Genomic DNA, 26,337 nt, shown 5'->3' with positions numbered 1-26,337 from the left:
TCTGGCCCCGCCTGTCCTTTGCCTCTTCCCATTCAGAAGGAAATCCGATGAACGCCGATCTGATTCTATTCAATGGTCAACTCCACACGGTCGACCGTGAGAAACCCCGCGCCAGCGCGGTAGCCATCAGCCAGGGCAAGTTCATTGCCGTGGGCACCGACGCCGAGGCCATGGCCCTGCGCGGCAGCGGCACCCAAGTCATCGACCTCAAGGGCCGCACTGTCATCCCTGGGCTCAACGACTCGCACTTGCACCTGATCCGTGGTGGCCTGAACTACAACCTCGAACTGCGTTGGGAAGGTGTACCGTCCCTGGCCGATGCCTTGCGCATGCTCAAGGACCAGGCAGATCGCACGCCGACGCCACAGTGGGTGCGCGTGGTGGGCGGCTGGAACGAATTCCAGTTCGCCGAAAAACGCATGCCGACCCTGGAAGAACTCAACCAGGCGGCTCCCGATACGCCGGTGTTCGTGCTGCACCTGTATGACCGCGCCTTGCTCAACCGCGCCGCGCTGCGGGTGGCCGGTTACACCCGTGACACGCCGAACCCGCCAGGTGGCGAGATCGTGCGCGACAGCAAGGGCGAGCCCACCGGCATGCTGGTGGCGCGGCCTAACGCGATGATTCTTTACTCGACATTGGCCAAGGGACCGAAGTTGCCGTTGGAATATCAGGTCAACTCCACGCGCCAGTTCATGCGTGAACTCAATCGCCTGGGGCTGACCAGCGCCATCGATGCCGGCGGCGGTTTCCAGAACTACCCGGACGATTACGCGGTGATCGAGCAGTTGGCGCGGGAACAGCAGTTGACGGTGCGCATCGCCTACAACCTGTTCACCCAGAAGCCCAAGGAAGAACTCAGCGACTTCAAGAACTGGACCGGCAGCGTCAAATTGCACCAGGGCGATGATTTCCTGCGGCACAACGGCGCCGGTGAAATGCTGGTGTTCTCGGCGGCGGATTTCGAGGACTTCCTGGAGCCGCGTCCGGACCTGCCGCCGGGCATGGAGCAGGATCTGGAACCGGTGGTTCGGCACCTGGTGGAGCAGCGCTGGCCGTTCCGCCTGCATGCCACCTATGACGAGTCCATCAGCCGCATGCTCGATGTGTTCGAGAAGGTCAACCGCGACATCCCGTTCAACGGCCTGCCATGGTTTTTCGACCACGCCGAGACCATCACGCCGAAGAACATCGAACGGGTCCGGGCGCTGGGCGGCGGTATCGCGATCCAGGACCGCATGGCCTTTCAGGGTGAATATTTTGTCGACCGCTACGGCGCCAAGGCCGCCGAAGCCACGCCACCGATCAAGCGCATGCTGGCCGAAGGTGTGCCGGTGGGGGCGGGCACCGACGCTACTCGGGTGTCGAGCTACAACCCCTGGACCTCGCTGTACTGGATGGTCAGCGGCCGCACGGTCGGCGGCCTCTCGTTGCACGAAGAGGGCCTGCCGCGCCTGACCGCGCTGGAGCTGTTCACCCATGGCAGCGCCTGGTTCTCCTCGGAGCAGGGCAAGAAAGGCCAGATCAAGGTCGGTCAACTGGCGGACCTGGCGGCCCTGAGCGCGGATTTCTTCAGCGTCGAGGAAGAAGCCATCAAGTGGATCGAGTCCGTGTTGACGGTGGTCGACGGCAAGGTGGTGTACGCCGCCGGCGACTTCGAAAAGCTTGGGCCGGCCAGTGTACCGGTACTGCCGGACTGGTCGCCGGTGGTCAAGGTCCCGGGCCACTGGCGCCCGACCTCGCCCTTGCAGGCGCAGGTTCACCAGTGCAGCGGTCCGTGCACGGTGCACTCCCACAGCCATGAACGGGCGCGGTTGTCGAACGTTCCGGTCAGCGATTTCCAAGGCTTCTGGGGCGCGTTTGGTTGCTCCTGCTTTGCCTTCTGACTGATTACACACAGATCCCCCTGTGGGAGCGGGCTTGCTCGCGAATGCGTCGGCACATCCGACAACGTCGCAAGCTGACACACCGCTTTCGCGAGCAAGCCCGCTCCCACAAGGTTTCGTAACATCCATCCCAAAGGAGTCATCCCATGAGCAACGTTCCCGCTATCAAACGCCTGAACAAGGAAGACGCGGTCGTCCTGCTGGTCGACCACCAGACCGGCCTGATTTCCCTGGTCCAGGACTTCTCGCCGAACGAGTTCAAGAACAACGTGCTGGCCCTGGCTGACCTGGCGAAATTCTTCGAACTGCCGACCATCCTGACCACCAGCTTCGAAAAAGGCCCTAACGGCCCGATCGTACCGGAACTCAAGGAAATGTTTCCGGACGCGCCATACATCCCACGTCCAGGCCAGATCAATGCCTGGGACAACGAAGACTTCGTCAAGGCGATCAAGGCCACCGGTCGCAAGCAGTTGATCATTGCCGGCGTGGTGACCGACGTCTGCGTGGCATTCCCGACCCTGTCGGCATTGGCTGAAGGTTTTGAAGTGTTTGTGGTGACCGACGCTTCGGGCACTTTCAACGAAACCGTGCAACAGGCCGCCTGGGTGCGCATGACCGCCGCCGGCGCACAAATGATGAACTGGTTCTCGGTGGCCTGTGAGCTGCAGCAAGACTGGCGCAACGACATCGAAGGCCTGGGCAACCTGCTGTCCCAGCGCATTCCGAACTACCGCAACCTGATGAACAGCTATTCGGCGCTGACGGCCAAGTAAGCTGAACGGTTGCTGCTGAATGACGCCCGCCTTGTGCGGGCGTTTTTTTGCGCTTGGCATCCACTTCTTTCAGGCTGATCCACCGCTGTCGCGAACAAGCTTTGCTCCCACAGGTCTTGCGGCTGCGCAGAGGTGGGCGCAAAGCTTGCTCGCGATGACGGCGACACATGCGACACCTTCCCAATCTGTCTCACGCCGACCACAATGCCCAACAGAACATCCTGACTGTCCACTCTGGTATGACAATGAACCCCTTCGAAGAAATGCGCATCTTTGCCCAGGTCATGGAGTCGGGCAGTTTCACTGCAGCGGCGGACAAGCTGGGATTGTCCAAGCAGTTCGTCAGCCGCAAGCTCATGGAGCTGGAGCAGCGCCTGGGCGTGCGCCTGCTCAATCGCTCGACGCGGCGGTTAGATGTCACGCCCCTGGGCCAGCGCTATTACGAAGCGGCGCTGCGGCTGCTCAGCGAAGTTGAACAGGTGGAACAGGGCATCAGCGGCCAGACCGACGAACCCCGCGGCACCGTTCGCCTCAGTGCTCCGCTGTCCTTCGCCGTGGCGCACCTGGGCAGTCTGTTGCCGCTGTTTCTGCAGCGTTATCAGGACGTCAGCGTAGAGGTGGACTTGAGTGACCGCTCGGTGGACCTGCTGGGGGAGGGGTATGATCTGGCGCTACGGATCGGCGTGCTGGAGGATTCGACCTTGATCGCCCGGCGCATTGCGACCATTGAGCGGGTGTACTGCGCCAGCCCGGCCTACCTGGCGCAACGGGGTACGCCCGAGCGACCTGAAGACCTGCGCAATCATGACTGCCTGCCCTACGGTCACAGCCGTCAGGTGCAGTGGCGATTCGGTGGCGCGGGCAAACCGTTGGCGTTGGAGGTCAGTGGACGCATGCGCGCCAACAACGGCGATTTGCTCAGGGATGCGGCCATTGCCGCAATGGGCGTCACCTATCTGCCAACCTTCATCGTCGGCGAGGCTCTGAAGGACGGTCGATTGATCAAGGTGCTGGGGGGCTTTGAGACCGAGCCGCTGACGTTGTCGGCGGTTTACCCGCAACACCGGCAAAGCTCACGCCCGGTGCAGGCGTTGGTGGAATTCTTGCGCGAACAGATGCAATAAAATGCCGCAGCATTCAGCCGTCAACTGACGGCTGAAGCATCCTCGGCCCTTGAATCAGGCGGCGAGATTGGCACTGCTCAGTTCTTTTTTGTACTGCGCCTTCATGGTTTCCATCTCTTCACCCAGGGCATCGAGTTTCGCTTTGCCCAGCAGTTTTTTCGCGTGGGGGAACATCTCCTTCTCTTCTTCTTCGATGTGGTGCTCCAGCAGTTCCTTGACGACTTTCACGCGACCGGCAAATTCCGGCTGGGTCGGATCGGTGGCTTTCAGGTCCGGCAGCACCAGTGAATCGACGGTGCGGTGTTCTTCCTTGGCCTCGTAATACATCTCGGCCTCGTCCTTGCTGCCTGCCTGCTTGAATGCCGGGTACAGAATCTCTTCTTCCAGACGGGTGTGGATGGAAATTTCCATTTCCAATTTCGCCAACAGATCAGTGCGTTTCTTGACGGCACGATCAGTGGATTCGCTCAGTTGGGTGAGAATGGCTTTGACGCGTTCATGGTCGGCTTTCAACAGGTCGATGGCGTTCATAAGTAGCTCCTGGCAATTCACGGATGCGGGCCGGCTTCAAGCGCCGACGCCGCGTAAGAGGTAAATTGCATCCACCGTGCCAGTCGGGCCTTGTTAAAAAGATGTTTAAAAACAGGTGGTTGTATTTTTCGCTGGTTTTATGTCCGTGCAAGCTGCAAGAAGCTGGGGAAAACGCCTTGCACTTTGCTGATGGCTAAACGCTTTCGATCAGTTGCCGGACCCGCCCGGCAATCGCCAGGCAAGAGGTCAGCCCCGGCGATTCAATCCCGAACAGGTTGATCAACCCAGGAACCTGATGTTCGGCTTGGCTGCTGATGAGAAAGTCGCAAGCGGGCTCGCCGGGTGCGGAGATCTTTGGGCGGATGCCGCTGTAGCCCGGTTGCAGGCTCTGGTCCGGCAGGCCCGGCCAGTAATTGCGGATCGCCGGGTAGAAGACTTCGGCCCGTGCCGGGTCGACTCGGTAGTCTTCCTGCTCGACCCATTCGACGTCAGGACCGAACCGCGCCTGGCCCCCCAGGTCCAGGGTCATGTGGATACCCAGGCCAGCCGCTTGCGGCGCGGGATAGACCAAGTGCCGGAAGGGCGCGCGGCCGGTCAGGCTGAAGTAGTTGCCCTTGCACAAATACTCGCGGGGCACTGACTGCGGTGCCAGGCCTTCGATGCGGCGGGCGAGGGCGGGGGCGTGGAGGCCGGCGGCGTTGATCAGTCGTTGGCAGGACAAACTCATCTGTGCCGTACCGCCCAGCTCCAGCACGAAGCCATCGACGGTAACGCGAGCCTTTAGCAACGGTGTGTGGAACGCGACGCTCGCACCGGCCGCTTCGGCATCGCCCTGCAAGGCCAGCATCAGCGCGTGAGAGTCGACGATACCGGTGGAAGGCGAATACAACGCGCCAACACAGGACAGGGCCGGCTCCAGGTCCAACGCCTGTCGTTGATCGAGCAGGCGCAGGTCGTCCACGCCGTTCATCAAACCCCGTTCGAGCAATGCCGCGAGCCCGGTCATTTGTGCCGGGTCCTTGGCTACGATCAACTTGCCGAGCCGTTGAGTCGCGACCCCATGGCTCTGGCAATAGTCGTACAGCTGGTGCCGGCCTTCGACGCACAACTGCGCCTTGAGGCTGCCCGGTGGGTAATAAATGCCGGCATGGATGACTTCGGAATTGCGCGAGCTGGTGCCGATGCCGATGGCTTCACCGGCTTCGATCAGCAGCACTTCGTGTCCGGCCTGGGCCATTTCCCGGGCTATGGCGAGCCCGACGACCCCAGCGCCTACGACGACGCACTCGATATCGACACTCAACGTTGTTCCTCCTTCAGGGCTACAGGTTGGCGGGTTCAGGATAGCCCGCGCTGGGGAAGTGGGTGTAGCGCGGGTGTGATGTTCCCGCCACTCCCTGAGAAACCAGCAGGTATAAAAAAAGCCCGTATCTGGCGATACGGGCTTTTTCGATGGCTACAGCGTTCAGGCGATCAGCCTGTCAGGCCTGCCTGCTGAACCAGGGTCAGCAACGGCTGTGGGTACACACCGAGGAAGAACGCCAACACGGCGATGGCCAGCAGCATCACGCCGCCTGCCTTTTGTTCCCAGTGCAACTCGGCATCGTGGCGACGCAGGTTCGGTTCCATCAGGTACAGGGTGACCATGACGCGCAGGTAGTAGAACACGCCGATGGCACTGCCCAGCACCAGGGAGCCGACCAGCCACCATTGGTGGGCCTCGACGCCGGTGGCGATGATGTAGAACTTGCCGATGAAGCCGGCGGTCAGCGGGATGCCGGCCAGGGACAGCATCATCACGGTCAGCACGGCGGTCAGGTACGGACGGCGCCAGAACAGGCCGCGGTACTCGTACAGGGCGTCGGCGTCGCGGCCGTTGTATGGCGAGGACATCAGGGTGATCACGCCGAACGCGCCGAGGCTGGTGATCACGTAGGTGACCAGGTACACGCCGATGGCTTCCACGGCCAGGCCCTTGCTGGCGATCAGGGCGATCAGCAGGTAACCGAAGTGGGCGATGGACGAGTAACCCAGCAGACGCTTGAGGTTGCTTTGGGTCAGCGCCAGCAGGTTACCGAACAGGATCGACGCGATGGCGATGATGGTCAGTACGTTGCTCAGCACACCGCTGCTGGCCACGGGCGAGATCTGGAACAGACGCACCATCACCGCGAACACCGCCACTTTCGACGCGGTGGCCAGGAACGCCGCCACTGGCGCCGGGGCGCCTTCGTAGACGTCCGGGGTCCAGAGGTGGAAGGGCACCAGCGACAGCTTGAACGCCAGGCCGATCAGCATCATGCCCAGGCCCAGTTGTGCGATCGGGCTAGGCAGGCCGGTGGCCGCCAGGGCCTGGCCGATGCCGACGAAGCTCAGGGTGCCGGCTTCGGCGTACAGCAGCGCCATGCCGAACAACAGGAACGCCGAACCGGCCGCCGACAGCACCATGTACTTGATGCCGGCTTCCAGGGAGCGCTTGTTGAAGAAGGCGTAGGCCACCAGGCCGTAGACCGGTACCGACAGCAGTTCCAGGCCAATGAACAAGCTGGCCAGGTGCTGCGCGCTGACCAGGACCAGGCCACCGGCGGCGGCCATCAGGATCAGCAGGTACAGTTCTTCGCGGTTACCCGGGTAACCCGAACCACCATCGCCGAGGTAAGCGTGGGCGAGGGTGACACAGGCCAGGGTGGCGACCAGGATCAGCGCCATATAGAGGCAGGCGAAGCTGTCGATCTGCAACAGCGGCGTAACTGCCAGTGGCGCGACTTTCAGGGCCGGCAAGATCGACAGCAGGGCCAGGTTCAGCCCCGCCACCGACAGCAGGAAGGTCTGTGAGTGATTGCGCCGCCAGGCGATCGCCAGCATCACCACGATGATCGTGGCGCTGGTGATCAACAGCGGCGCAAGCGCGATAAAGTGTTGAATCGTGAATTCCATAGCGCTCTTACCGGGCCGAAGCGAGTTGAGAGAAGGCGGTGCCGAGCCACTGCTGCACGCCATGCATCGTGGCGGCAGAGGTGTCGAGGAACGGTTGCGGGGAAACGCCGAGGTAAACCAGCAGCACCGCAAGGCCGAGCACCATGATCAGTTCGCGACCGTCCATGCCGCGCAGCGCTTCGTCCGACTTGGACGGGCCGAAGTAGGCGCGGTGGATCATGATCAGCGAGTAGACCGAACCGAACACCAGGCCGGAGGTGGCAATGGCGGTGATCCACGGTGCGCTGACGAACGAGCCGATCAGGATCAGGAACTCGCCGACAAAGTTGCCGGTGCCCGGCAGGCCCAGGGAGGCGGCCGCGAAGAACAGGCTGATGGCCGGCAGGTAAGCGATGCGTGACCACAGGCCACCCATCTCACGCATGTCCCGGGTGTGCAGGCGTTCGTACAACTGGCCGCTGAGAATAAACAGCGCCGCCGCCGACAGACCGTGAGCGAGCATCTGGATCACCGCGCCTTGCAGGGCGAGCTGGCTGCCGGAGTAGATCCCGATCAGCACGAAGCCCATGTGCGAAACGCTGGAGAAGGCAATCAGGCGCTTGATGTCGGTCTGGGCGAACGCCAGGAACGCACCGTAGAAAATCCCGATCAGGCCCAGGGTCATGGCGATTGGCGCGAACTCGGCCGAGGCATTGGGGAACAGCGGCAGGGCAAAGCGCAGCAGGCCATAGGCCGCCGTCTTCAGCAAGATACCCGCCAGGTCCACGGAACCTGCGGTCGGCGCCTGGGCGTGGGCATCTGGCAGCCAGGAGTGGAACGGCACCACCGGCAGCTTCACCGCGAAGGCGATGAAGAAGCCCAGCATCAGCACGTACTCGGTGGTCTTGGACATTTGCACTTTCAACAGGTCGGCGTAGTTGAAGGTAATCACGCCGGTGTTGTTGAAGTTGACCAGTACCAGACCCAGGATCGCCACCAACATGATCAGGCCGGAAGCCTGGGTGAAGATGAAGAACTTGGTCGCCGCGTAGATCCGGGTTTTCTTGCCGTCCGAAGAACTGTGACCCCAGAGCGCGATGAGGAAGTACATCGGCACCAGCATCATTTCCCAGAAGAAGAAGAACATGAACAGGTCCAGCGCGAGGAACACGCCGATGACACCGCCCAGGATCCACATCAGGTTCAGGTGGAAGAAGCCGACGTGACGCTGGATCTCTTTCCAGGAGCACAGGACCGAGAGGATACCCAGCAGGCCGGTCAGCAGGATCATCAGCAGCGACAGGCCGTCGAGGGCCAGGTGCACGCTGATGCCGAAGCGCGCGATCCAGACGTGCTTGAATTCAAGCGCCCAGGTCGGATCGGCGCCAGGGGCCGGAGCGAATGAATAGTCGCCGGTCGCCCACAGCCAGAGGCCGAGCGCGAGTTCCAGGGACATGGTCAGCAGCGCAATCCAGCGCGGGAGCGTGGAGCTGGAGCGCTCCGCGATCCAGCACAGCAGGCCGCCGATGAAGGGGATCAGGATTAGCCAGGGCAGAATCATGACGGGCTCGTTTCCTTTCGCAAGTTCGCAAGGTTCATATCAGACCGCTACCAGCACGATGGCGCCGATAACCAGCACGGCGCCAGCCGCCATGGAAGCCGCATACCAACGCAGTTGACCGGTCTCGGTACGGCTCAGGGCCGTGTGGCCGCCCTTGGCCATGCGCGGGATCAGGCCAATGGTCTGGTCGAGCGGGTCTTTGCGCAGAATGTGGCTGATCGCAAGGTATGGCTTGACGAACAGTTTGTCGTAGATCCAATCGAAGCCCCAGGCGGCGAACCACCAGGCCGAAAGGAAACGCCCGATGCCGCTGTTGGCGATCGCCGTGACGAAACGACGCTTGCCCAGGAACAGCAGGGCAGCCAGCAGGATCCCCGCCAGGGCGATGGCGCCCGAGGCGATTTCCAGGCTGTGCTTGGCTTCGCCGCCGGCATGGCCGACGCTTTGCGGCAGCACATCGGCCAGCGGTGGGGTGATCATGGCGCCGACGAAGGTCGACAGCACGATCAGCACCGACAGTGGCAGCCAGTGGGCAATGCCGTGGCCTGCGTGGGCTTCGGTCTTGGCTTCACCGTGGAACGCGATGAAGATCAGGCGGAAGGTGTACAGCGAGGTCATGAACGCACCCACCAGGCCGGCATACAGCAGGCCTTGGTTACCGCTGGCGAACGCTTCCCAGAGGATTTCGTCCTTGGAGTAGAAACCGGCAGTGACCAGTGGCAGGGCCGCCAGGGCCGCGCCGCCGACGATGAAGCTGGTGTAGGCCAGCGGCAGTTTCTTCCACAGGCCGCCCATCTTGAAGATGTTCTGCTCGTGGTGGCAGGCAACGATCACCGCACCGGAGGCAAGGAACAGCAGGGCCTTGAAGAAGGCGTGGGTCATCAGGTGGAAGATCGCGCCTTCCCAGGCACCGACGCCCAGGGCCAGGAACATGTAGCCGATCTGGCTCATGGTCGAGTAGGCGAGGATGCGCTTGATGTCGGTCTGTACCAGAGCGGCAAAACCGGCCAGGACCAGGGTCACGCCGCCGACGATGCCGACCAGGTGCAGGATGTCCGGCGCCAGGGCGAACAGGCCGTGGGTACGGGCGATCAGGTAGACACCGGCGGTCACCATGGTCGCGGCGTGGATCAGTGCCGAGACCGGGGTAGGACCGGCCATCGCGTCCGCCAGCCAGGTTTGCAGCGGCAGTTGCGCGGATTTACCAACAGCGCCACCGAGCAGCATCAGGGTCGCCAGGACGATCCAGAAGTCACCGACCTTGAAGTGTTCCGGTGCCTTGACCAACAGTTCCTGGATGTTCAGCGTACCCAGTTGCTGGAACAGGATGAACAGGCCGATGGCCATGAACACGTCGCCGATCCGGGTCACGATGAACGCCTTGAGTGCGGCGTTACCGTTGTTGCGGTTGCTGTAGTAGAAACCGATCAACAGGTACGAGCACAGGCCCACGCCTTCCCAGCCGAAGTACAGGAACAACAGGTTATCGCCGAGCACCAGGAACAGCATGCTGGCGATGAACAGGTTGGTGTAGGCGAAGAAGCGCGAGTAACCGGCTTCGCCGCGCATGTACCAGGAGGCGAACAGGTGGATCAGGAAACCCACGCCGACCACCACGCCGAGCATGGTGATGGACAGGCCGTCCAGGTACAGGGCGAAGTTCGGCGTGAAACCTTCCACCGCCATCCATTGCCACAGCACCTGCACGTACGCGCCACCTTCGGGCGGAGCGACGTTGAATTGCCAGATCACGTAGGCCGCGACGATGGCAGACAGGCCAATGGACCCCACGCCGACCAGCGCCGAAAGGTTTTCCGACCAGCGTCCACGGGAGAACGACAGCAGCAGAAAACCGATGAGGGGAAATACGAAAGTCAGAAAGATCAGGTTCATCCGCGCATCTCGCTGGCAGCGTCAATATCGAGAGTGTGGAAGCGGCGGTACAGCTGCAACAGAATCGCCAGGCCGATACTGGCCTCGGCGGCTGCCAGGCTGATCACCAGGATGAACATGATCTGTCCATCCGGCTGGGCCCAGCGAGCGCCCGCGACGATGAAGGCCAGGGCGGAGGCATTCATCATGACCTCCAGGCTCATCAGCACGAACAGAATGTTACGGCGGACCATCAGGCCGACCAGACCGAGACAGAACAGGATGCCGGCAACCGCCAGACCATGCTCGAGAGGGATAGCAGGCATGTGATTACTCCTTCGCCTCGTTACGGCCCAAATGGAACGCCGTGATGGCTGCGGCAAGCAGCAGCATCGAGGCGAGTTCGACCACCAGCAGGTACGGACCGAACAGGCTGATGCCCACGGCCTTGGCGCCCACGGTGGTGTGGCCGATGGCCTGGCCGCTCTGGTGAGCGAACAGCACATACAGCAGTTCACCCAGCAGCAGGGCGGCGAGAATCACCGGTCCTGCCCAGATGCCGGGCTTGAGCCAGGAGCGTTCCTGCTGGACCGAGGCCGGGCCCAGGTTCAGCATCATCACCACGAACACGAACAGCACCATGATGGCGCCGGCGTAGGCGATCACTTCCAAGGCACCGGCGAACGGTGCGCCGAGGCTGAAGAAGGTCATGGCCACGGCAATCAGCGAAATGATCAGGTAGAGCAGGGCGTGCACAGGGTTGGTGTTGGTGACCACTCGAAGCGTGGACACCACCGCGATACCCGATGCGAAATAGAAAGCGAATTCCATCTTTCTTCCTTAAGGCAGCAAGCTCTTCACGTTGATCGGTTCGGCTTCATTCTGCGCGGCGCCTTTTGGCTTACCGGCAATGGCCATACCTGCAACACGATAGAAGTTGTAATCAGGGTTTTTACCGGGACCGGAAATCAGCAGATCTTCTTTCTCGTACACCAGGTCCTGACGTTTGAACTCGGCCATTTCGAAATCCGGCGTGAGCTGGATCGCGGTGGTCGGGCACGCTTCTTCGCAGAGGCCGCAGAAAATGCAGCGCGAGAAGTTGATGCGGAAGAAGTCCGGGTACCAGCGACCGTCTTCGGTTTCAGCTTTCTGCAGCGAGATGCAGCCCACCGGGCACGCCACGGCGCACAGGTTGCAGGCTACGCAGCGCTCTTCGCCGTCGGGGTCGCGGGTCAGGACGATGCGACCGCGGTAGCGCGGCGCCAGGTAGACCGGCTCTTCCGGGTATTGCAGGGTGTCGCGCTTGCGAAAGCCATGGCCGAAGATCATGACCAGGCTTCGCAGTTGGGTACCGGTACCCTTAACGATGTCGCCAATATATTTGAACATGGGTCAAATCCTCACTGAACCGCGGCCGCAGGCGCGTTCATCAAAACGATCGCAGCGGTCACCAGCATGTTGATCAGGGTCAGCGGCAGGCAGAATTTCCAGCTGAAGTCCATCACCTGGTCGTAGCGTGGGCGCGGGATCGAGGCGCGCAGCAGGACGAACAGCATGATGAAGAACGCGGTCTTCAGGGCGAACCAGACGAAGGACAGTTGCGGCAGGATGCCGAACGGACCGTGCCAGCCACCGAAGAACAACGTCACCAGCAGCGCCGAGATCAGGATGATGCCGATGTACTCACCGACGAAGAACATGCCCCATTTCATGCCGGCATATTCAATGTGGTAACCGTCGGCCAGTTCCTGTTCCGCTTCCGGCTGGTCGAAGGGGTGACGGTGAGTCACGGCCACGCCCGCGATGAAGAAGGTACAGAAACCGAAGAACTGCGGAATGATGAACCACAGGTTCTGGGCCTGGTACTCGACGATGTCGCGCATGTTGAACGAACCGGCCTGGATCACGATGCCCATGAGCGCCAGGCCCATGAACACTTCGTAGGACACGGTCTGGGCCGAGGCCCGCAGGCTGCCCAGCAGGGCGAACTTGTTGTTGCTCGACCAACCGGCGAATAGCACCGCATACACCGACAGGCCGGCCATGGCGAAGAAGAACAGCAGGCCGATGTTCAGGTCCGCCACGCCCCAGGTCGGGGTGATCGGGATGATCGCGAAGGCGATCAGCAAGGCGCTCATGGCCACGACCGGTGCCAGGGTGAAGATCACCTTGTCGGCAAACGGTGGTGTCCAGTCTTCCTTGAAGAACATCTTGATCATGTCGGCGGCGATCTGGAACATGCCGAACGGGCCAACGCGGTTCGGACCGTAGCGGTCCTGCCACCAACCCAGCAAGCGACGTTCGACAAAGCTCAGCAAGGCGCCGCAGACCACCACGGCCAGCAGGATCACGATGGCCTTGAGGACCGTCAGGATCACAGCGATCACTTCAGGGGTGAACCAGCTCATTGCGCTGCCTCCTGCAGACCGTCGACGGTTTTGCCGAATATCGCCGGTGGAATGCCCGCCAGGCCAGCCGGCAGGGCCACCAGGCCGGCGCCCAGTTCTTCATTGATGCGCAGCGGCAGACGCAGGGTCTGGCCGGCCACGTTCAGGCTCAGCAGGGCACCGTCGTTGACGCCCAGGCGATCGGCTTCGGACTTGGCCAGCGACACGTAGGCGGCGGGGATGCGTTCCTGCACCGGCGCGGCCTTGGAAGAGTTCTCTTCGCTGCCGAACAGGTGATGGAACGGCACGACCTGCCAAGTACCCGGTGCCGGGTTGAAGGCGCGTGGCACGCTGGCGAACCAGCTCAGGCCATCGCCCTGGCTTTCGATCAGGCGGGTGCCTGGGTCACCGGCACGCAGGTGACCGCCGACTTCGTCCTGGAACTTGTTCCAGGCCTGCGGCGAGTTCCAGCCCGGCGACCAGGCGAACGGCACTTGCGAGCGCGGTTCGGCGGAGCCCGAGTAACCTTCCATGGAGAAGGCGAACGCGGTGTCCTTGTCTTGCGGGGTGCGCGGTTCGTGAACGCTGATGTTGGCGCGCATGGCCGTGCGGCCGGAATAACGCAGCGGTTCACGGGCCAGTTTCAGCCCCTTGATGCGGAACGCGGCGGACGGTGCGGCGTCGACGATGGCGGCCAGTTGCTGGCTGCTCGAAGCGACGGCTGCGGTGACGTGGTCCAGTTGCGTCCAGTCGATCGGTTGGTCCAGCAGAGTGGCGCGCAGGGCATGCAGCCAGCGCCAGCCTTCATGGACCAGGATGCCAGCGTCCAGGTATTGCGGGTCGAACACCTGGAAGAAGCGCTGGGCGCGGCCTTCCTGGCTGACCAGCGTACCGTCGCCTTCGGCGAAGCTCGCCGCCGGCAGCACCAGGTGGGCGCGGTCGGTGGTGGCGGTTTTCTGGTGGTCGGCAACGATCAGCACTTTCGCGGCGTTCAGGGCGGCGTCCACCCGGGCTTTGTCGGTGCGGGTGTAGAGGTCGTTTTCCAGCACCACGATGGCGTCGGCGCTGCCGTCGATCACCGCTTGCAGGGCCGCGTCCAGCGACTCGCCACCGAGCATGGCCAGGCCGAGGCTGTTGGCTTCCGGCACGATCAGGCTGATGGAACCGTTCTTCTCCCGCAGCTTCAAGGCCTTGGCGATGTTGGCGGCGGCTTCGATCAATGCCTTGGAACCCAGGGAGGTGCCGGCGATGATCAATGGGCGCTTGGCTGCCAACAGGGCGTCGGCGATGCGCTGGGCCAATGCGGTCGCTTCGCTGTCCAGGCCTTCGACGGCCGGGGCGCTGGCGTCCAGGGCGTGGGCCACGGCGAAACCGATGCGCGCCAGGTCGTCGGGAGCGGCGTGGACGCATTCTTCGGCCACGTCGTCGAGCTTGGTTTCAGCGAGGCTGGCGATGAACAACGGGTTCAGCGCGTGCTGGCCGATGTTCTTCACGGCGGCGTCGAGCCATGGCTGCACGCGCATGGCGTCGGCCATGTCTTCGGCCTTGCCCTTGACCGACTGGCGCAGGGCCAGGGCCATGCGCGCGGCGGTCTGGGTCAGGTCTTCGCCAAGCACGAACACCGCGTCGTGGTCTTCGATGTCACGCATCGTCGGCACGGGCAGCGGGCTGTCCTTGAGCACTTGCAGCACCAGGCGGATGCGTTCCAGCTCGCCGGCTTCGATGCCACTGTAGAAGTGCTCGGCGCCGACCAGTTCACGCAGCGCGTAGTTGCTTTCCAGGCTGGCCCGTGGCGAACCGATGCCGACGATGTTGCGACCGCGCAGCAGTTCGGCGGCCTTGTCCAGCGCTTCGTCCAGGCTCAGCTTGGCGCCGCCCGCCAGCTGTGGCTGGCGCGGACGATCGGTGCGGTTGACGTAGCCATAGCCGAAACGGCCACGGTCACACAGGAAGTACTGGTTCACCGATCCGTTGAAGCGGTTCTCGATGCGACGCAGTTCACCGTAGCGCTCGCCCGGGGAAATGTTGCAACCGCTGGAGCAGCCATGGCAGATGCTCGGCGAGAACTGCATGTCCCACTTGCGGTTGTAGCGCTCGGAGTGAGTCTTGTCGGTGAACACACCGGTCGGGCAGACCTCGGTGAGGTTGCCGGAGAACTCGCTTTCCAGGGTGCCGTCTTCAACGCGACCGAAGTACACGTTGTCGTGGGCACCGAATACGCCCAGGTCGGTGCCGCCGGCGTAGTCCTTGTAGAAACGCACGCAGCGGTAGCAGGCGATGCAGCGGTTCATCTCGTGGGAGATGAACGGGCCCAGTTGCTGGTTCTGGTGGGTGCGCTTGGTGAAGCGATAACGGCGCTCGTTGTGGCCGGTCATCACCGTCATGTCTTGCAGGTGGCAGTGACCGCCTTCCTCACAGACCGGGCAGTCGTGAGGGTGGTTGGTCATCAGCCATTCGACGACGCTGGCGCGAAACACTTTCGCTTCTTCGTCGTCGATGGAGATCCAGCTGCCGTCGGTGGCGGGGGTCATGCAGGACATGACGATCCGACCACGCTTGTCGTTTTCGTCGGTGTACTGCTTGACCGCGCACTGGCGACAGGCGCCAACGCTGCCAAGGGCGGGGTGCCAGCAGAAATAAGGAATGTCGAGGCCCAGCGACAGACATGCCTGTAACAGGTTGTCTGCGCCATCGACTTCGAGCTCTTTGCCGTCTACGTGGATAGTGGCCATGGTTCAAAGTTCTTCGTTGGCCCGGTGTCAGCGGGCGTGGCTAATGGAATCTTGTTATTCGTCCGAATCCAAACAGCCTTGGTGAAAAGGCGTCATCGAACGAAAGGCGAAGGGCACGGACCCTTCGCCTTTTTAAGCGTCGTTACGCGCCGACCATGGTCGGCGTGACCACCTGATTGAGATCTGCGGCGCGCGTTGGCGCGATGCCGGCCTCGAATTCAGGGCGGAAGTATTTGATCGCGCTGCCCAACGGCTCCACGGCACCCGGTGCGTGAGCACAGAAGGTCTTGCCTGGGCCGAGGAAACCCACCAGACCCAGCAGGGTCTCGATGTCGCCGGCCTGGCCTTCGCCGTTTTCAATGGCTCGCAGCAGCTTGACGCTCCACGGCAGGCCATCGCGGCAAGGGGTGCAGAAACCGCACGACTCACGGGAGAAGAACTCTTCCATGTTGCGCAGCAGGGACACCATGTTGACACTGTCGTCCACCGCCATGGCCAGGCCGGTACCCATGCGGGTGCCCACCTTGGCGATGCCGCCGGCGTACATTTGTGCGTCCAGGTGCTCCGGCAACAGGAAGCCGGTACCGGCGCCGCCGGGTTGCCAGCACTTGAGTTTGTAACCGTCGCGCATGCCGCCGGCGTAGTCTTCGAACAGCTCGCGGCCAGTGACGCCAAACGGCAGTTCCCAAAGGCCAGGGTTCTTGACCTTGCCGGAGAAGCCCATGAGCTTGGTGCCCATGTCTTCGCTGCCGTCGCGGGCCAGGGATTTGTACCAGTCCACGCCGTCGGCGATGATCGCCGGCACGTTGCACAGGGTCTCGACGTTGTTCACACAGGTCGGCTTGCCCCACACGCCGACGGCGGCAGGGAAGGGCGGCTTGGAGCGCGGGTTGGCGCGGCGGCCTTCCAGGGAGTTGATCAGCGCGGTTTCTTCACCGCAGATATAACGCCCGGCACCGGTGTGGACGAACAACTCGAAATCAAAACCTGAGCCCAGGATGTTCTTGCCCAGCAGGCCGGCGGCCTTGGCTTCTTCCACGGCACGGTTCAGGTGCTTGGCGGCGGTGGTGTATTCGCCACGCAGGAAGATATAGCCGCGGTAGGTCTTCAGCGCGCGGGCGCTGATCAGCATGCCTTCGATCAGCAGATGGGGCAGTTGCTCCATCAGCATGCGGTCTTTCCAGGTGTTGGGTTCCATTTCATCCGCGTTGCACAGCAAGTAGCGGATGTTGATGGACTCATCCTTGGGCATCAGGCCCCACTTCACGCCGGTGGGGAAGCCCGCACCGCCGCGACCCTTGAGGCCGGAGTCTTTCACGGTCTGGACGATGTCGTCCTGGGCCATGTCGGTGAAGGCCTTGCGCGCGGCAGCGTAGCCGTTCTTGGCCTGGTATTCGTCCAGCCACACCGCTTCGCCGTCGTCACGCAGACGCCAGGTCAGGGGATGGGTTTCGGCCGAACGCTGGATGCGGTTGGCGGGCCCGAAGGAAGTCAGGGTCATACGTAGCCCTCCAGCAGTTTGGCGACGCCGTCAGGCTGGACGTCACCGAAGGTGTCGTCGTCGATCATCAGCGCCGGTGCCTTGTCGCAGTTGCCCAGGCAGCACACCGGCAGCAGGGTGAAGCGACCGTCGGCGGTGGTCTGGCCCAGGCCGATACCCAGCTTGCCCTGGATCTCGCTGACCACGGACTCGTGGCCACCGATGTAGCAGACCATGCTGTCGCAGACGCGAATGATGTGACGGCCCACTGGCTGGCGGAAGATCTGGCTATAGAAAGTGGCCACGCCTTCGACGTCGCTGGCCGGGATGCCGAGGATTTCGCCGATGGCGTAGAGCGCGCCATCGGGCACCCAGCCACGTTCCTTCTGGACGATCTTCAGGGCTTCGATCGACGCCGCGCGCGGGTCTTCGTAGTGATGCAGCTCGTGCTCGATGGCCGAGCGCTCGGTTTCGCTCAGGGCGAAACGGTCTGTCTGGATAAGCGTGCTGTTCATGCTTAGCGGTCCACGTCGGCCATAACGAAATCGATACTACCCAGGTACGCAATCATGTCCGCGACCATGCTGCCTTTGATCACCGAAGGGATCTGCTGCAGGTGTGGGAAGCTTGGGGTGCGAATCCGGGTGCGGTAGCTCATGGTGCCGCCGTCGCTCGTCAGGTAATAACTGTTGATGCCCTTGGTCGCTTCGATCATCTGGAAGGATTCGTTGGCCGGCATGACCGGGCCCCACGAAACCTGCAGGAAGTGCGTGATCAGGGTCTCGATGTGTTGCAGCGTGCGCTCTTTGGGCGGCGGCGTGGTCAGCGGGTGATCCGCCTTGTACGGGCCTTCCGGCATGTTGCGCATGCACTGGTCGATGATCTTGATGCTCTGGCGCATTTCCTCGACGCGAACCATGCAGCGGTCGTAGGCGTCACCGTTGGCCGCCAGCGGGACTTCGAATTCGAAGTTTTCATAGCCGGAGTAAGGGCGTGCCTTGCGCAGGTCGAAGTCGCAACCGGTGGAACGCAGGCCGGCACCGGTGACGCCCCATTCCAGGGCCTCTTTGGTGTTGTAGGCGGCGACCCCGATGGTACGACCCTTGAGGATGCTGTTCTGCAGGGCGGCCTTGGTGTATTCGTCCAGGCGCTTGGGCATCCACTCGACGAAGTCCTTGACCAGCTTTTCCCAGCCCCGCGGCAGGTCGTGGGCAACCCCACCAATGCGGTACCAGGCCGGGTGCAGGCGGAAACCGGTGATGGCTTCGATCACCGTGTAGGCCTTCTGGCGATCGGTGAAGGTGAAGAACACCGGCGTCATGGCGCCCACGTCCTGGATGTAGGTGCCCAGGAACAGCAGGTGGCTGGTGATCCGGAAGAACTCGGCCATCATGATGCGGATGACGTCGACCTTCTCCGGCACCTTGATCCCGGCCAGTTTCTCGACCGAAAGCACGTACGGCAGGTTGTTCATCACCCCACCGAGGTAATCGATGCGGTCGGTGTAGGGAATGTAGCTGTGCCAGGACTGGCGCTCGCCCATTTTCTCGGCGCCACGGTGGTGGTAACCGATGTCCGGCACGCAGTCGACGATCTCTTCACCGTCCAGCTGCAGGATGATGCGGAAGGCACCGTGGGCCGAAGGGTGGTTCGGGCCGAGGTTGAGGAACATGTAGTCCTCGTTCGCCCCGGAGCGCTTCATGCCCCAGTCTTCGGGCTTGAAGCGCGCGGCTTCTTCTTCGAGCTGCTGCTTGGCCAGGGACAGGCTGAACGGGTCGAACTCGGTGGCGCGGGCCGGGAAGTCCTTGCGCAGCGGGTGACCTTCCCAGGTCGGCGGCATCATGATGCGGGTCAGGTGCGGGTGGCCCGGGAAATCGATCCCGAACATGTCCCACACTTCGCGTTCGTACCAGTTGGCGTTCGGCCAGATACCGGTCACGGTGGGCACGCTGAGGTCGCTCTCGGACAAGGCGACCTTGATCATGACGTCACTATTACGTTCGATCGACAGCAGGTGATAGAACACGGTGAAATCGACACCGTCGGGCAACCCTTGACGCTTGGTGCGCAGACGCTCGTCCACGCCGTGCAGGTCATAGAGCATGACGTACGGCTTGGGCAGGTTGCGCAGGAAAGTCAGGACTTCGACGAGTTTGGCCCGGGCAACCCACAGCACCGGCATGCCGGTACGGGTCGGCTGGGCGGTGAACGCCTCGGGGCCAAAACGGTTGTTCAGTTCGACGACCACATCCTGGTCGTCTGCCTTGTAAGGCGGGATGTACAGAGCACTGCCTGTAGTCATGGTTATTTATCGCTTTCGGTCAACGTAAAGAATGAAGCCAGGTTCTCGTTTCTTATGCAGAGCAGAGCTGGATCAGACTTCGTCGGGGCTGCGCAGGTTGGTGACTGCGATACGCTGTTCGCGGCGCTGTTCCTTTTGCGATGGCATCTCGGCGCGATAGACGCCTTGATCACCAACGACCCAGGACAGTGGGCGACGCTCCTGGCCAATCGACTCCTGCAACAGCATCAAGCCTTGCAGGAAAGCTTCAGGGCGAGGGGGGCAGCCAGGCACGTAGACGTCCACGGGCAGGAACTTGTCCACCCCTTGAACGACGGAGTAGATGTCATACATGCCACCGGAGTTGGCGCACGAACCCATGGAGATAACCCACTTCGGTTCGAGCATTTGCTCGTAGAGACGCTGGATGATCGGCGCCATCTTGATGAAGCAGGTTCCGGCGATAACCATGAAATCCGCCTGGCGCGGCGATGCCCGGATCACCTCGGCGCCAAAGCGCGCGATGTCGTGGGGCGCCGTGAAGGCGGTGGTCATTTCCACGTAGCAGCACGAAAGGCCGAAGTTGTACGGCCACAGGGAGTTCTTGCGACCCCAGTTGACCGTGCTGTTCAGCACGTCTTCGAGCTTGCCCATGAAGATGTTTTTGTGGACTTGATCTTCTAACGGATCAGCGACGGTTTCCCGCTCGCCAATCGGATACTGCTCGTTAGGAGCATCGGGGTCGATCCTGGTGAGATTGTATTGCATTGCCAAAGCCTCATTGTTTCAGCTTCGCTTGCCGCTTGCGCCGAGCTTCCGGAGCCCAATCAAGCGCCCCCACCCGGTATAGGTAGACAAGACCTGCCAACAGAATTGCTATGAAAACGAGAGCTTCGACGAATCCGGTCCAGCCGCTTTCGCGGACGGACACAGACCATGCAAAGAGAAAGAGGGCTTCGATATCGAAGATCACGAACAGCATCGCGACCAGATAGAATTTGGCTGAGAGCCGCAAGCGGGCGCCACCGGTAGGCAGCATGCCGGACTCGAACGGTTCATTTTTGCTGCGGCCCCAGGCTTTTGACCCAAGTAGGCTCGACACACCGAGCATGAAAGCACACAGGCCAACAACGCCCAGAAGGAAAATGGCAAAGCCCCAGTTGTGGGCCATGAGTCCTGTCGCTTCGGACATGCTGGAAATCCTTAACAGAGAGCAAAGGTCTCTGAGCTTGAATGAAATAACGCAGTGACGATATGTCGCAGCAATCAATCGCGGTGATTTTATGGCTAAACACCGGGCAAGTAAAATTCCTATAGCGAAATTATTTATTGGAATAAGGACATAGCGCACCCCCAGGACCCTGCGGCCCAGGCCCGGTGGGCGTTGGCCGGCTATTCATCAATAATATTTCGTGCGGAATGTAACAATGATAATGACTTCCAAATGATAATTATTATTATCTGTGGCGACCTTTCTACGGTGCTCTTAGTGTGGTGCCTGAGAGGCTGTCTTACATCGCCGCTACTGTAATTGTCAGCGCTGGACGTTTTACTCCTTTTCGGACTGCCCAATACTGCGTTCGATCAATTTTTCTGACAGTGCGCCGAAGTTTGGTGGGGGAGGGTCTCGGTGAGGGGTGGATCTGCAGGGGGAACTGCTCCTGTGGGAGCCAGGCTTGCTCGCGATGCCGACAACGCGGTCCCGAGGCAGACTGCGTCATCGTTCATTGCGGGTAAGCCTGACTCCCACAGATGCAGGCTTGCTCTTACAGAGTAGGTCGCTTCAAAAAAAAAGGATGAAAAAAACCGAGGTCCTCAGATCAATGTCGATCAGTTGAGCCAATGCAGCGCTGTGGCCAGGGGATTTGCGCGTTAAGCGACGCCGCTTTGCGAGCAAAAATCGGCGCGAGGCCGGACTTAAAGCCTTGAAGGATTGATGGCAAATGGCTATCTTTGTGCCTCTTTCATCTAATCATCTATATCAATATGGTTAGATTATTGCCCCCCTTCTTAGACAACCGCGCCAGTTTTCATCACTCGCGGCTGATTACCATAAGGAATGTCATGAACTCTTGGATCGCGAATATGAGCGTCATGCTCAAGCTGGCTTTGGGCTTTGCCGTTGTGCTGCTTCTGACCGCTATCCTGGCCGCGACCGGCTGGTTCAGCCTGGGGAAAATGATCGAGCGTACGGATCGAATGACTAGCATTACCGAACTCGGCAACCGTCTTGATCACCTGCGCAGGGCTCGCTTGCAATACCAGGTGGACAAGGGTGATGAGCAAAAGGGGGCATTGATCCAAGCGTCGCTGGAGCAGTTTGTCGCCCAGCAAAAAAGTCTCGCAAAAGAGCTGAGGAAACCGGACAACCTGAAGAAACTTGCGCTGATCGAGCAGGCCAGCACGCAGTATCAAGTGGCACTGAATACGATGCGCGAGGCTTATCGCAATGACGCAGCCATGCGCAAGGAGATGGGTGTCAATGCGGTCAAGGGCGCCGCGCTGATTGCCAAGGTCATCAATGACGTAGAGGCAATGCCTGCCTCGGATGAGCGCCGTTTCGAGTTGTACAGGATCATCCTCAAGGCCAAAGAGGACGTGGCGCTGGTGCGTTATGAAGTGCGTGGCTATACCGGCAACCCCAACAGCGCCACCGAACAAGCCGCCACCCGCCAGCTCGAAAATGCGCTCAAGGGCATTGAAACCCTCAACAGCGCTTTCGGCCCGACCTATGCCGACACCATCAAGCAGCTGGAAACCGCGCTGATTGCTTACCGCCACTCGGTACAGAATTTCACCGCCAGTAATCAGGCCATTGGCAAGGCCGTGCAGGACACCATCGATTTGGGTGAAACCATCACCCGTCTGACTGACGAGATGTATGCCAGCCAATTGGTCTCCCGTGACGAAGACAGCACCCAGGCGCGCATCCTGCAACTGAGCTGTACTGCCTTGGCGATGTTGTTGGGGATTTTTGCCGCCCTGATCATCACCCGCCAGATTACACGGCCGTTGCAGGACACATTGGCTGTGGTCGATCGCATTGCGGCAGGCGACCTCACGCAACAGATGGTCGTAACCCGGCGTGATGAGCTGGGTGTCTTGCAGCAAGGTATTCAGCGTATGGGCGCCACCTTGCGCGACCTGATCAGTGGCATCCGCGATGGCGTCACCCAAATCGCCAGTGCCGCCGAAGAGTTATCGGCTGTCACCGAGCAGACCAGTGCCGGGGTCAATAGTCAGAAGACCGAGACCGATCAGGTGGCTACCGCCATGCACGAAATGTCGGTCACCGTGCATGAAGTCGCGCGTAATGCCGAACAAGCTCGTGCAGCCGCATCAGAGGCCGATGCACAAGCCCGTATCGGCGACCAAGTGGTCGCCCAAGCCATCGTTCAGATTGAGCGTTTGGCCAGCGAAGTCGGGCGCTCCGCCGAAGCCATGAACCAGTTGGAACAGGAAAGCGGGCGCATCGGCAAGATCATGGATGTGATCAGGGCGGTGGCCGAGCAGACCAACCTGCTGGCCCTTAACGCCGCCATCGAGGCCGCTCGCGCGGGTGACGCCGGGCGCGGTTTTGCCGTGGTCGCCGACGAAGTACGTGGGCTGGCCCAGCGTACCCAGCAATCCACCGAAGAGATTGAAAGCCTGGTGGCGGGCTTGCAGAACGGCACGCGCCAGGTCTCGATCATCATGCAAAGTAGTCGTGAGCTGACCGACAGCAGCGTGGAATTGGCAGGCAAAGCCGGCACATCCCTGGGCAACATCACCCAGGCGGTTTCCGGTATTCAGGCCATGAACCAACAGATTGCCGCCGCCGCGGTGCAACAGAGCTCGGTGGCCGAGGAGATCAGCCGCAGTATCCTGAGCGTGCGCGATGTATCCGAGCAGACCGCCTCAGCCAGCGAGGAAACCGCCGCCTCCAGCATCGAACTGGCGCGCCTGGGTAACCAGTTGCAGCAGTTGGTCAGTCACTTCAAGGTGTGAACAGTGGGGCGTTCTGGCGGCCGTGCTCCACTCACACCAAACCCTGCAACGCCTTGACGATCAACAGTGGGTGAAGGCTGAGGAAAACCGGCGAAAAAAAGCCCCGAACCAGTCGGGGCGTCAGATCGTCGGCTTTGCGGTTAGCTTTTACTCGGTCCGCAAGGGCCGCTTACTCGAGGCAAGCGTGTGAATCAGTGGAACTGTTCTTCTTCGGTGGAGCCGGTCAGTGCAGTCACCGACGAAGTGCCACCCTGGATCACGGTGGTCATGTCGTCGAAGTAGCCAGTGCCCACTTCCTGCTGGTGCGCCACGAAGGTGTAGCCCTTGGCGGCGTCAGCGAACTCTTGCTCTTGCAGTTTCACGTAGGCGGTCATGTCGTTGCGGGCGTAGTCGTGCGCCAGGTTGAACATGCTGTGCCACATGTTGTGAATGCCGGCCAGGGTGATGAACTGGTGCTTGTAGCCCATGGCGGACAGTTCGCGCTGGAACTTGGCGATGGTCGCGTCGTCCAGGTTTTTCTTCCAGTTGAAGGAAGGCGAGCAGTTGTACGACAGCAGTTGGTCCGGGTATTCCTTTTTGATCGCTTCGGCGAAGCGACGAGCTTCGTCCAGGTCCGGCTTGGCGGTTTCGCACCAGATCAGGTCAGCGTACGGCGCGTAGGCCAGGCCGCGAGCGATGGCCTGGTCGAGGCCGGCGCGCACCTTGTAGAAACCTTCCTGGGTGCGGGTACCGGTCACGAACGGCTGGTCGTACGGGTCGCAGTCGGAGGTCAGCAGGTCAGCGGCGTTGGCGTCGGTACGGGCCAGGATGATGGTCGGTACGCCGGCAACGTCGGCGGCCAGGCGGGCAGCGGTCAGCTTCTGCACGGCTTCCTGGGTCGGCACCAATACTTTGCCGCCCATGTGGCCGCATTTCTTTACCGATGCCAGTTGGTCTTCGAAGTGAACGCCGGCGGCGCCTGCTTCGATCATGCTCTTCATCAGCTCGTAGGCGTTCAGGACGCCACCGAAACCGGCTTCGGCGTCAGCCACGATCGGTGCGAAGTAGTCGATGTAGCCTTCGTCGCCCGGGTTCTTGCCGGCTTTCCACTGGATCTGGTCGGCGCGACGGAACGAGTTGTTGATGCGCTTGACCACGGTTGGAACCGAATCCACCGGGTACAGCGATTGGTCAGGGTACATGGACTCGGCGGAGTTGTTGTCCGCAGCCACTTGCCAGCCCGACAGGTAGATCGCCTGGATACCGGCCTTGACTTGCTGCACAGCCTGGCCGCCGGTCAGGGCGCCCATGCAGTTGACGAAATCTTTCTCGGGACGGAAGGCTGGCTTGGCGCCCTGGGTGACCAGGTTCCACAGCTTCTCGGCGCCCATTTTCGCAAAGGTGTGCTCAGGTTGAACCGAGCCACGCAGGCGGACGACGTCAGCAGCGGAGTAATTGCGCGTCACGCCTTTCCAGCGCGGGTTTTCAGCCCAGTCTTTTTCAAGGGCTGCAATTTGCTGTTCGCGTGTCAGTGCCATGGAGATAAACCTCGTCGCATAGGTCTGGGGTGGAAAATTCCTGCTCCTGCCGACCAGGGGTTGGGCAGCCAAGTCGGTTCAAGCGGGGAGGCGACGGGATGAACGATGAGCTCGAGGGGAAAGTGAGCAGGTAGGGGCGAACTGCGGGCGCATTCGGGCGTCGTGGGCCTTTATACGAACTCAGAGTGATGCCGGGTTACCTAGTTACGCTTCCGTCCCTCGGGACAACTTCGTTCCAGTCGCAACCTCGTCAAACACACCTTGTGGGCGGTACAGACACGAATCGGCTCGCAGGGTAGTTGCAAGCGTCGACCCGAAGGCCCTTGCCAGGGCCCCTGATTAGCGGGAGCGAGGCCATCATGCCTTTGGTTTTTTGGCTCGTCAAACGTTTTGTAGTGCTTTTTTCATGGCACTACATCTTTGGTCTAATACGACTCATCAGTCAGTTTTTGGTGCTTCAGTTCAGGGTGTCGACCTTGACCCGCAAAATCATGTCGTCCCGGCCCTGGGTCGAGTAGCTGCGGGTCAGGCCCTGTTTGTCGGCTTGGGTCTGACGATTTACCCCGGCCAGGGTGATCCATTCGCCCAGGCGTCCGCTGACAGTTGTGTCGGTACTCTGAACGTTCACTACATCGGGACGTTCCTGGCTCATGCGGTCACGATTGGTGCTGATGCTCAGATGAACGGTCTCGCCGGTGACGCTGGCGGTGACATAAAAACCCTGGGTGACGTTGCGGTATTCGGTCTGGCTTTGCATGCGGCCGTAGTTGTCGGTCTGGTTGCTGGTGAACGGCACGCTCTGGCCAACCTGGATCAGCGCTGGCTGGCCCTCACTGGCTTGCACCTGCTGCACGCCGCCTTCACGGCTGGCGGTGCTGCGGTTGATGATGCGGGTCTGGCTGGGGGCCGCGCCATTGACCGAGTAACCCTGGTTGCCCTGCAGGTTGTTTTCGTTGGTATCGACGGTGATCAGCAGGCGCTTGGGAGCGGTGTCCAACTGGGCTAGGAACTCCCTGAGTTCTTCGATCTTGCCGGGCTCGGCGTTGACGATCAGTTGGTTGCCGTAGGCGCTGACTTGACCGTCTTTGCCGATGAAGTTCTGCGCCACCGGCAGCAGGTCGGCGCTGGTGCGGTAGTTCAGTGGCACGATTTGCGTGTCCGCCATGACCGACAGGCTGCAGCCGAGCAGTAGGGTGGTCAGCAGGGTGCGTAAGGACATGTCCATTTCTCCGCGAGACAAAGGCTTGATATTGCCAGTTTGTCGGCCTGGGGTGGGGCAAGTTGAAT

Annotated in this window: 21 protein-coding genes and 1 pseudogene; 5 read left to right on the top strand and 17 right to left on the bottom strand. The window is 61.3% G+C overall.

Annotated elements, in window-relative coordinates:
- Nucleotides 1–47 precede the first annotated feature (47 nt).
- The 3 genes from EPZ47_RS18305 to EPZ47_RS18295 all read left to right on the top strand — a co-directional run bounded on the left by EPZ47_RS18305 (nucleotide 48) and on the right by EPZ47_RS18295 (nucleotide 3,786).
- Nucleotides 48–1,886, top strand: coding sequence for an amidohydrolase (locus EPZ47_RS18305; RefSeq protein ID WP_135848030.1), 1,839 nt, complete (start codon nucleotides 48–50; stop codon nucleotides 1,884–1,886).
- Between the two features lie 146 nt (nucleotides 1,887–2,032).
- Nucleotides 2,033–2,662, top strand: a complete 630-nt coding sequence (gene ycaC, locus EPZ47_RS18300) for an isochorismate family cysteine hydrolase YcaC (protein WP_135846099.1) — start codon at nucleotides 2,033–2,035, stop codon at nucleotides 2,660–2,662.
- Between the two features lie 245 nt (nucleotides 2,663–2,907).
- On the top strand, nucleotides 2,908–3,786 hold the full coding sequence (locus EPZ47_RS18295) for a LysR family transcriptional regulator (protein WP_135846098.1): 879 nt from the start codon (nucleotides 2,908–2,910) through the stop codon (nucleotides 3,784–3,786).
- A gap of 54 nt (nucleotides 3,787–3,840) precedes the next feature.
- Here EPZ47_RS18295 and EPZ47_RS18290 read toward each other — a convergent pair whose 3' ends face one another.
- The 15 genes from EPZ47_RS18290 to EPZ47_RS18220 form a co-directional block, all read right to left on the bottom strand.
- Complete coding sequence (locus EPZ47_RS18290) at nucleotides 3,841–4,317, bottom strand: hemerythrin domain-containing protein (RefSeq protein WP_135846097.1); 477 nt, start codon at nucleotides 4,315–4,317, stop codon at nucleotides 3,841–3,843.
- Between the two features lie 193 nt (nucleotides 4,318–4,510).
- Nucleotides 4,511–5,620, bottom strand: a complete 1,110-nt coding sequence (locus EPZ47_RS18285) for an NAD(P)/FAD-dependent oxidoreductase (RefSeq protein WP_135846096.1) — start codon at nucleotides 5,618–5,620, stop codon at nucleotides 4,511–4,513.
- A 170-nt stretch (nucleotides 5,621–5,790) separates the two neighbouring features.
- Nucleotides 5,791–7,254, bottom strand: coding sequence for an NADH-quinone oxidoreductase subunit NuoN (gene nuoN, locus EPZ47_RS18280; RefSeq protein ID WP_025212979.1), 1,464 nt, complete (start codon nucleotides 7,252–7,254; stop codon nucleotides 5,791–5,793).
- Nucleotides 7,255–7,261: 7 nt separating this feature from the next.
- The gene (nuoM, locus tag EPZ47_RS18275; RefSeq protein WP_135846095.1) at nucleotides 7,262–8,794 is read right to left on the bottom strand and encodes an NADH-quinone oxidoreductase subunit M; all 1,533 of its coding nucleotides are present in this window, start codon (nucleotides 8,792–8,794) and stop codon (nucleotides 7,262–7,264) included.
- Nucleotides 8,795–8,833: 39 nt separating this feature from the next.
- Entirely contained in the window at nucleotides 8,834–10,687 is a 1,854-nt protein-coding gene (nuoL, locus tag EPZ47_RS18270; RefSeq protein WP_135846094.1) for an NADH-quinone oxidoreductase subunit L, read from the bottom strand.
- Entirely contained in the window at nucleotides 10,684–10,992 is a 309-nt protein-coding gene (gene nuoK, locus EPZ47_RS18265) for an NADH-quinone oxidoreductase subunit NuoK (protein ID WP_003180046.1), read from the bottom strand. The genes nuoL and nuoK overlap by 4 nt, the downstream gene beginning before the upstream one ends.
- 4 nt (nucleotides 10,993–10,996) lie before the next feature.
- Nucleotides 10,997–11,497, bottom strand: a complete 501-nt coding sequence (nuoJ, locus tag EPZ47_RS18260; protein ID WP_135846093.1) for an NADH-quinone oxidoreductase subunit J — start codon at nucleotides 11,495–11,497, stop codon at nucleotides 10,997–10,999.
- A 9-nt stretch (nucleotides 11,498–11,506) separates the two neighbouring features.
- A complete protein-coding gene (nuoI, locus tag EPZ47_RS18255) occupies nucleotides 11,507–12,055 on the bottom strand; it encodes an NADH-quinone oxidoreductase subunit NuoI (protein ID WP_003180051.1) in 549 nt (182 codons plus the stop codon).
- A gap of 11 nt (nucleotides 12,056–12,066) precedes the next feature.
- Nucleotides 12,067–13,074, bottom strand: coding sequence for an NADH-quinone oxidoreductase subunit NuoH (gene nuoH / locus EPZ47_RS18250; protein WP_025212983.1), 1,008 nt, complete (start codon nucleotides 13,072–13,074; stop codon nucleotides 12,067–12,069).
- Nucleotides 13,071–15,785: an NADH-quinone oxidoreductase subunit NuoG gene (gene nuoG, locus EPZ47_RS18245; RefSeq protein ID WP_135846092.1), complete on the bottom strand. Its 2,715-nt coding sequence runs from the start codon at nucleotides 15,783–15,785 to the stop codon at nucleotides 13,071–13,073. The genes nuoH and nuoG overlap by 4 nt, the downstream gene beginning before the upstream one ends.
- 142 nt (nucleotides 15,786–15,927) lie before the next feature.
- Complete coding sequence (nuoF, locus tag EPZ47_RS18240) at nucleotides 15,928–17,286, bottom strand: NADH-quinone oxidoreductase subunit NuoF (protein ID WP_135846091.1); 1,359 nt, start codon at nucleotides 17,284–17,286, stop codon at nucleotides 15,928–15,930.
- Nucleotides 17,283–17,780 carry an NADH-quinone oxidoreductase subunit NuoE gene (gene nuoE / locus EPZ47_RS18235; protein ID WP_018609201.1) on the bottom strand — a complete coding sequence of 166 codons (498 nt, stop codon included), beginning with the start codon at nucleotides 17,778–17,780 and terminating at the stop codon, nucleotides 17,283–17,285. Before nuoE ends, nuoF begins: the two co-directional genes overlap by 4 nt.
- 2 nt (nucleotides 17,781–17,782) lie before the next feature.
- Complete coding sequence (gene nuoC / locus EPZ47_RS18230) at nucleotides 17,783–19,567, bottom strand: NADH-quinone oxidoreductase subunit C/D (RefSeq protein WP_135846090.1); 1,785 nt, start codon at nucleotides 19,565–19,567, stop codon at nucleotides 17,783–17,785.
- Nucleotides 19,568–19,639: 72 nt separating this feature from the next.
- Nucleotides 19,640–20,314, bottom strand: a complete 675-nt coding sequence (locus tag EPZ47_RS18225; RefSeq protein WP_003180065.1) for a NuoB/complex I 20 kDa subunit family protein — start codon at nucleotides 20,312–20,314, stop codon at nucleotides 19,640–19,642.
- A 10-nt stretch (nucleotides 20,315–20,324) separates the two neighbouring features.
- Nucleotides 20,325–20,738: an NADH-quinone oxidoreductase subunit A gene (locus tag EPZ47_RS18220; protein WP_003203367.1), complete on the bottom strand. Its 414-nt coding sequence runs from the start codon at nucleotides 20,736–20,738 to the stop codon at nucleotides 20,325–20,327.
- 794 nt (nucleotides 20,739–21,532) lie between these two features.
- Between EPZ47_RS18220 and EPZ47_RS30885 the strand changes: the two are divergent.
- Together EPZ47_RS30885 and EPZ47_RS30880 are read left to right on the top strand one after the other, a co-directional pair.
- A pseudogene (locus EPZ47_RS30885) lies at nucleotides 21,533–22,630 on the top strand (methyl-accepting chemotaxis protein); the annotation flags it as partial.
- Nucleotides 22,616–23,533: a methyl-accepting chemotaxis protein gene (locus EPZ47_RS30880; protein ID WP_406550185.1), complete on the top strand. Its 918-nt coding sequence runs from the start codon at nucleotides 22,616–22,618 to the stop codon at nucleotides 23,531–23,533. The pseudogene EPZ47_RS30885 and the gene EPZ47_RS30880, both read left to right, overlap by 15 nt.
- A 191-nt stretch (nucleotides 23,534–23,724) precedes the next feature.
- Here EPZ47_RS30880 and aceA read toward each other — a convergent pair whose 3' ends face one another.
- Nucleotides 23,725–25,050: an isocitrate lyase gene (aceA, locus tag EPZ47_RS18210; RefSeq protein ID WP_135846088.1), complete on the bottom strand. Its 1,326-nt coding sequence runs from the start codon at nucleotides 25,048–25,050 to the stop codon at nucleotides 23,725–23,727.
- Nucleotides 25,051–25,507: 457 nt separating this feature from the next.
- Nucleotides 25,508–26,269: a secretin N-terminal domain-containing protein gene (locus EPZ47_RS18205; RefSeq protein ID WP_135846087.1), complete on the bottom strand. Its 762-nt coding sequence runs from the start codon at nucleotides 26,267–26,269 to the stop codon at nucleotides 25,508–25,510.
- Between the last annotated feature and the right edge of the window lie 68 nt (nucleotides 26,270–26,337).

This window comes from Pseudomonas viciae, assembly GCF_004786035.1.
GTDB lineage: Bacteria > Pseudomonadota > Gammaproteobacteria > Pseudomonadales > Pseudomonadaceae > Aquipseudomonas > Aquipseudomonas viciae.
The sequence above is the reverse complement of the archived record's forward strand: the minus strand, read 5'-3'. Positions and strand labels throughout refer to the sequence as shown.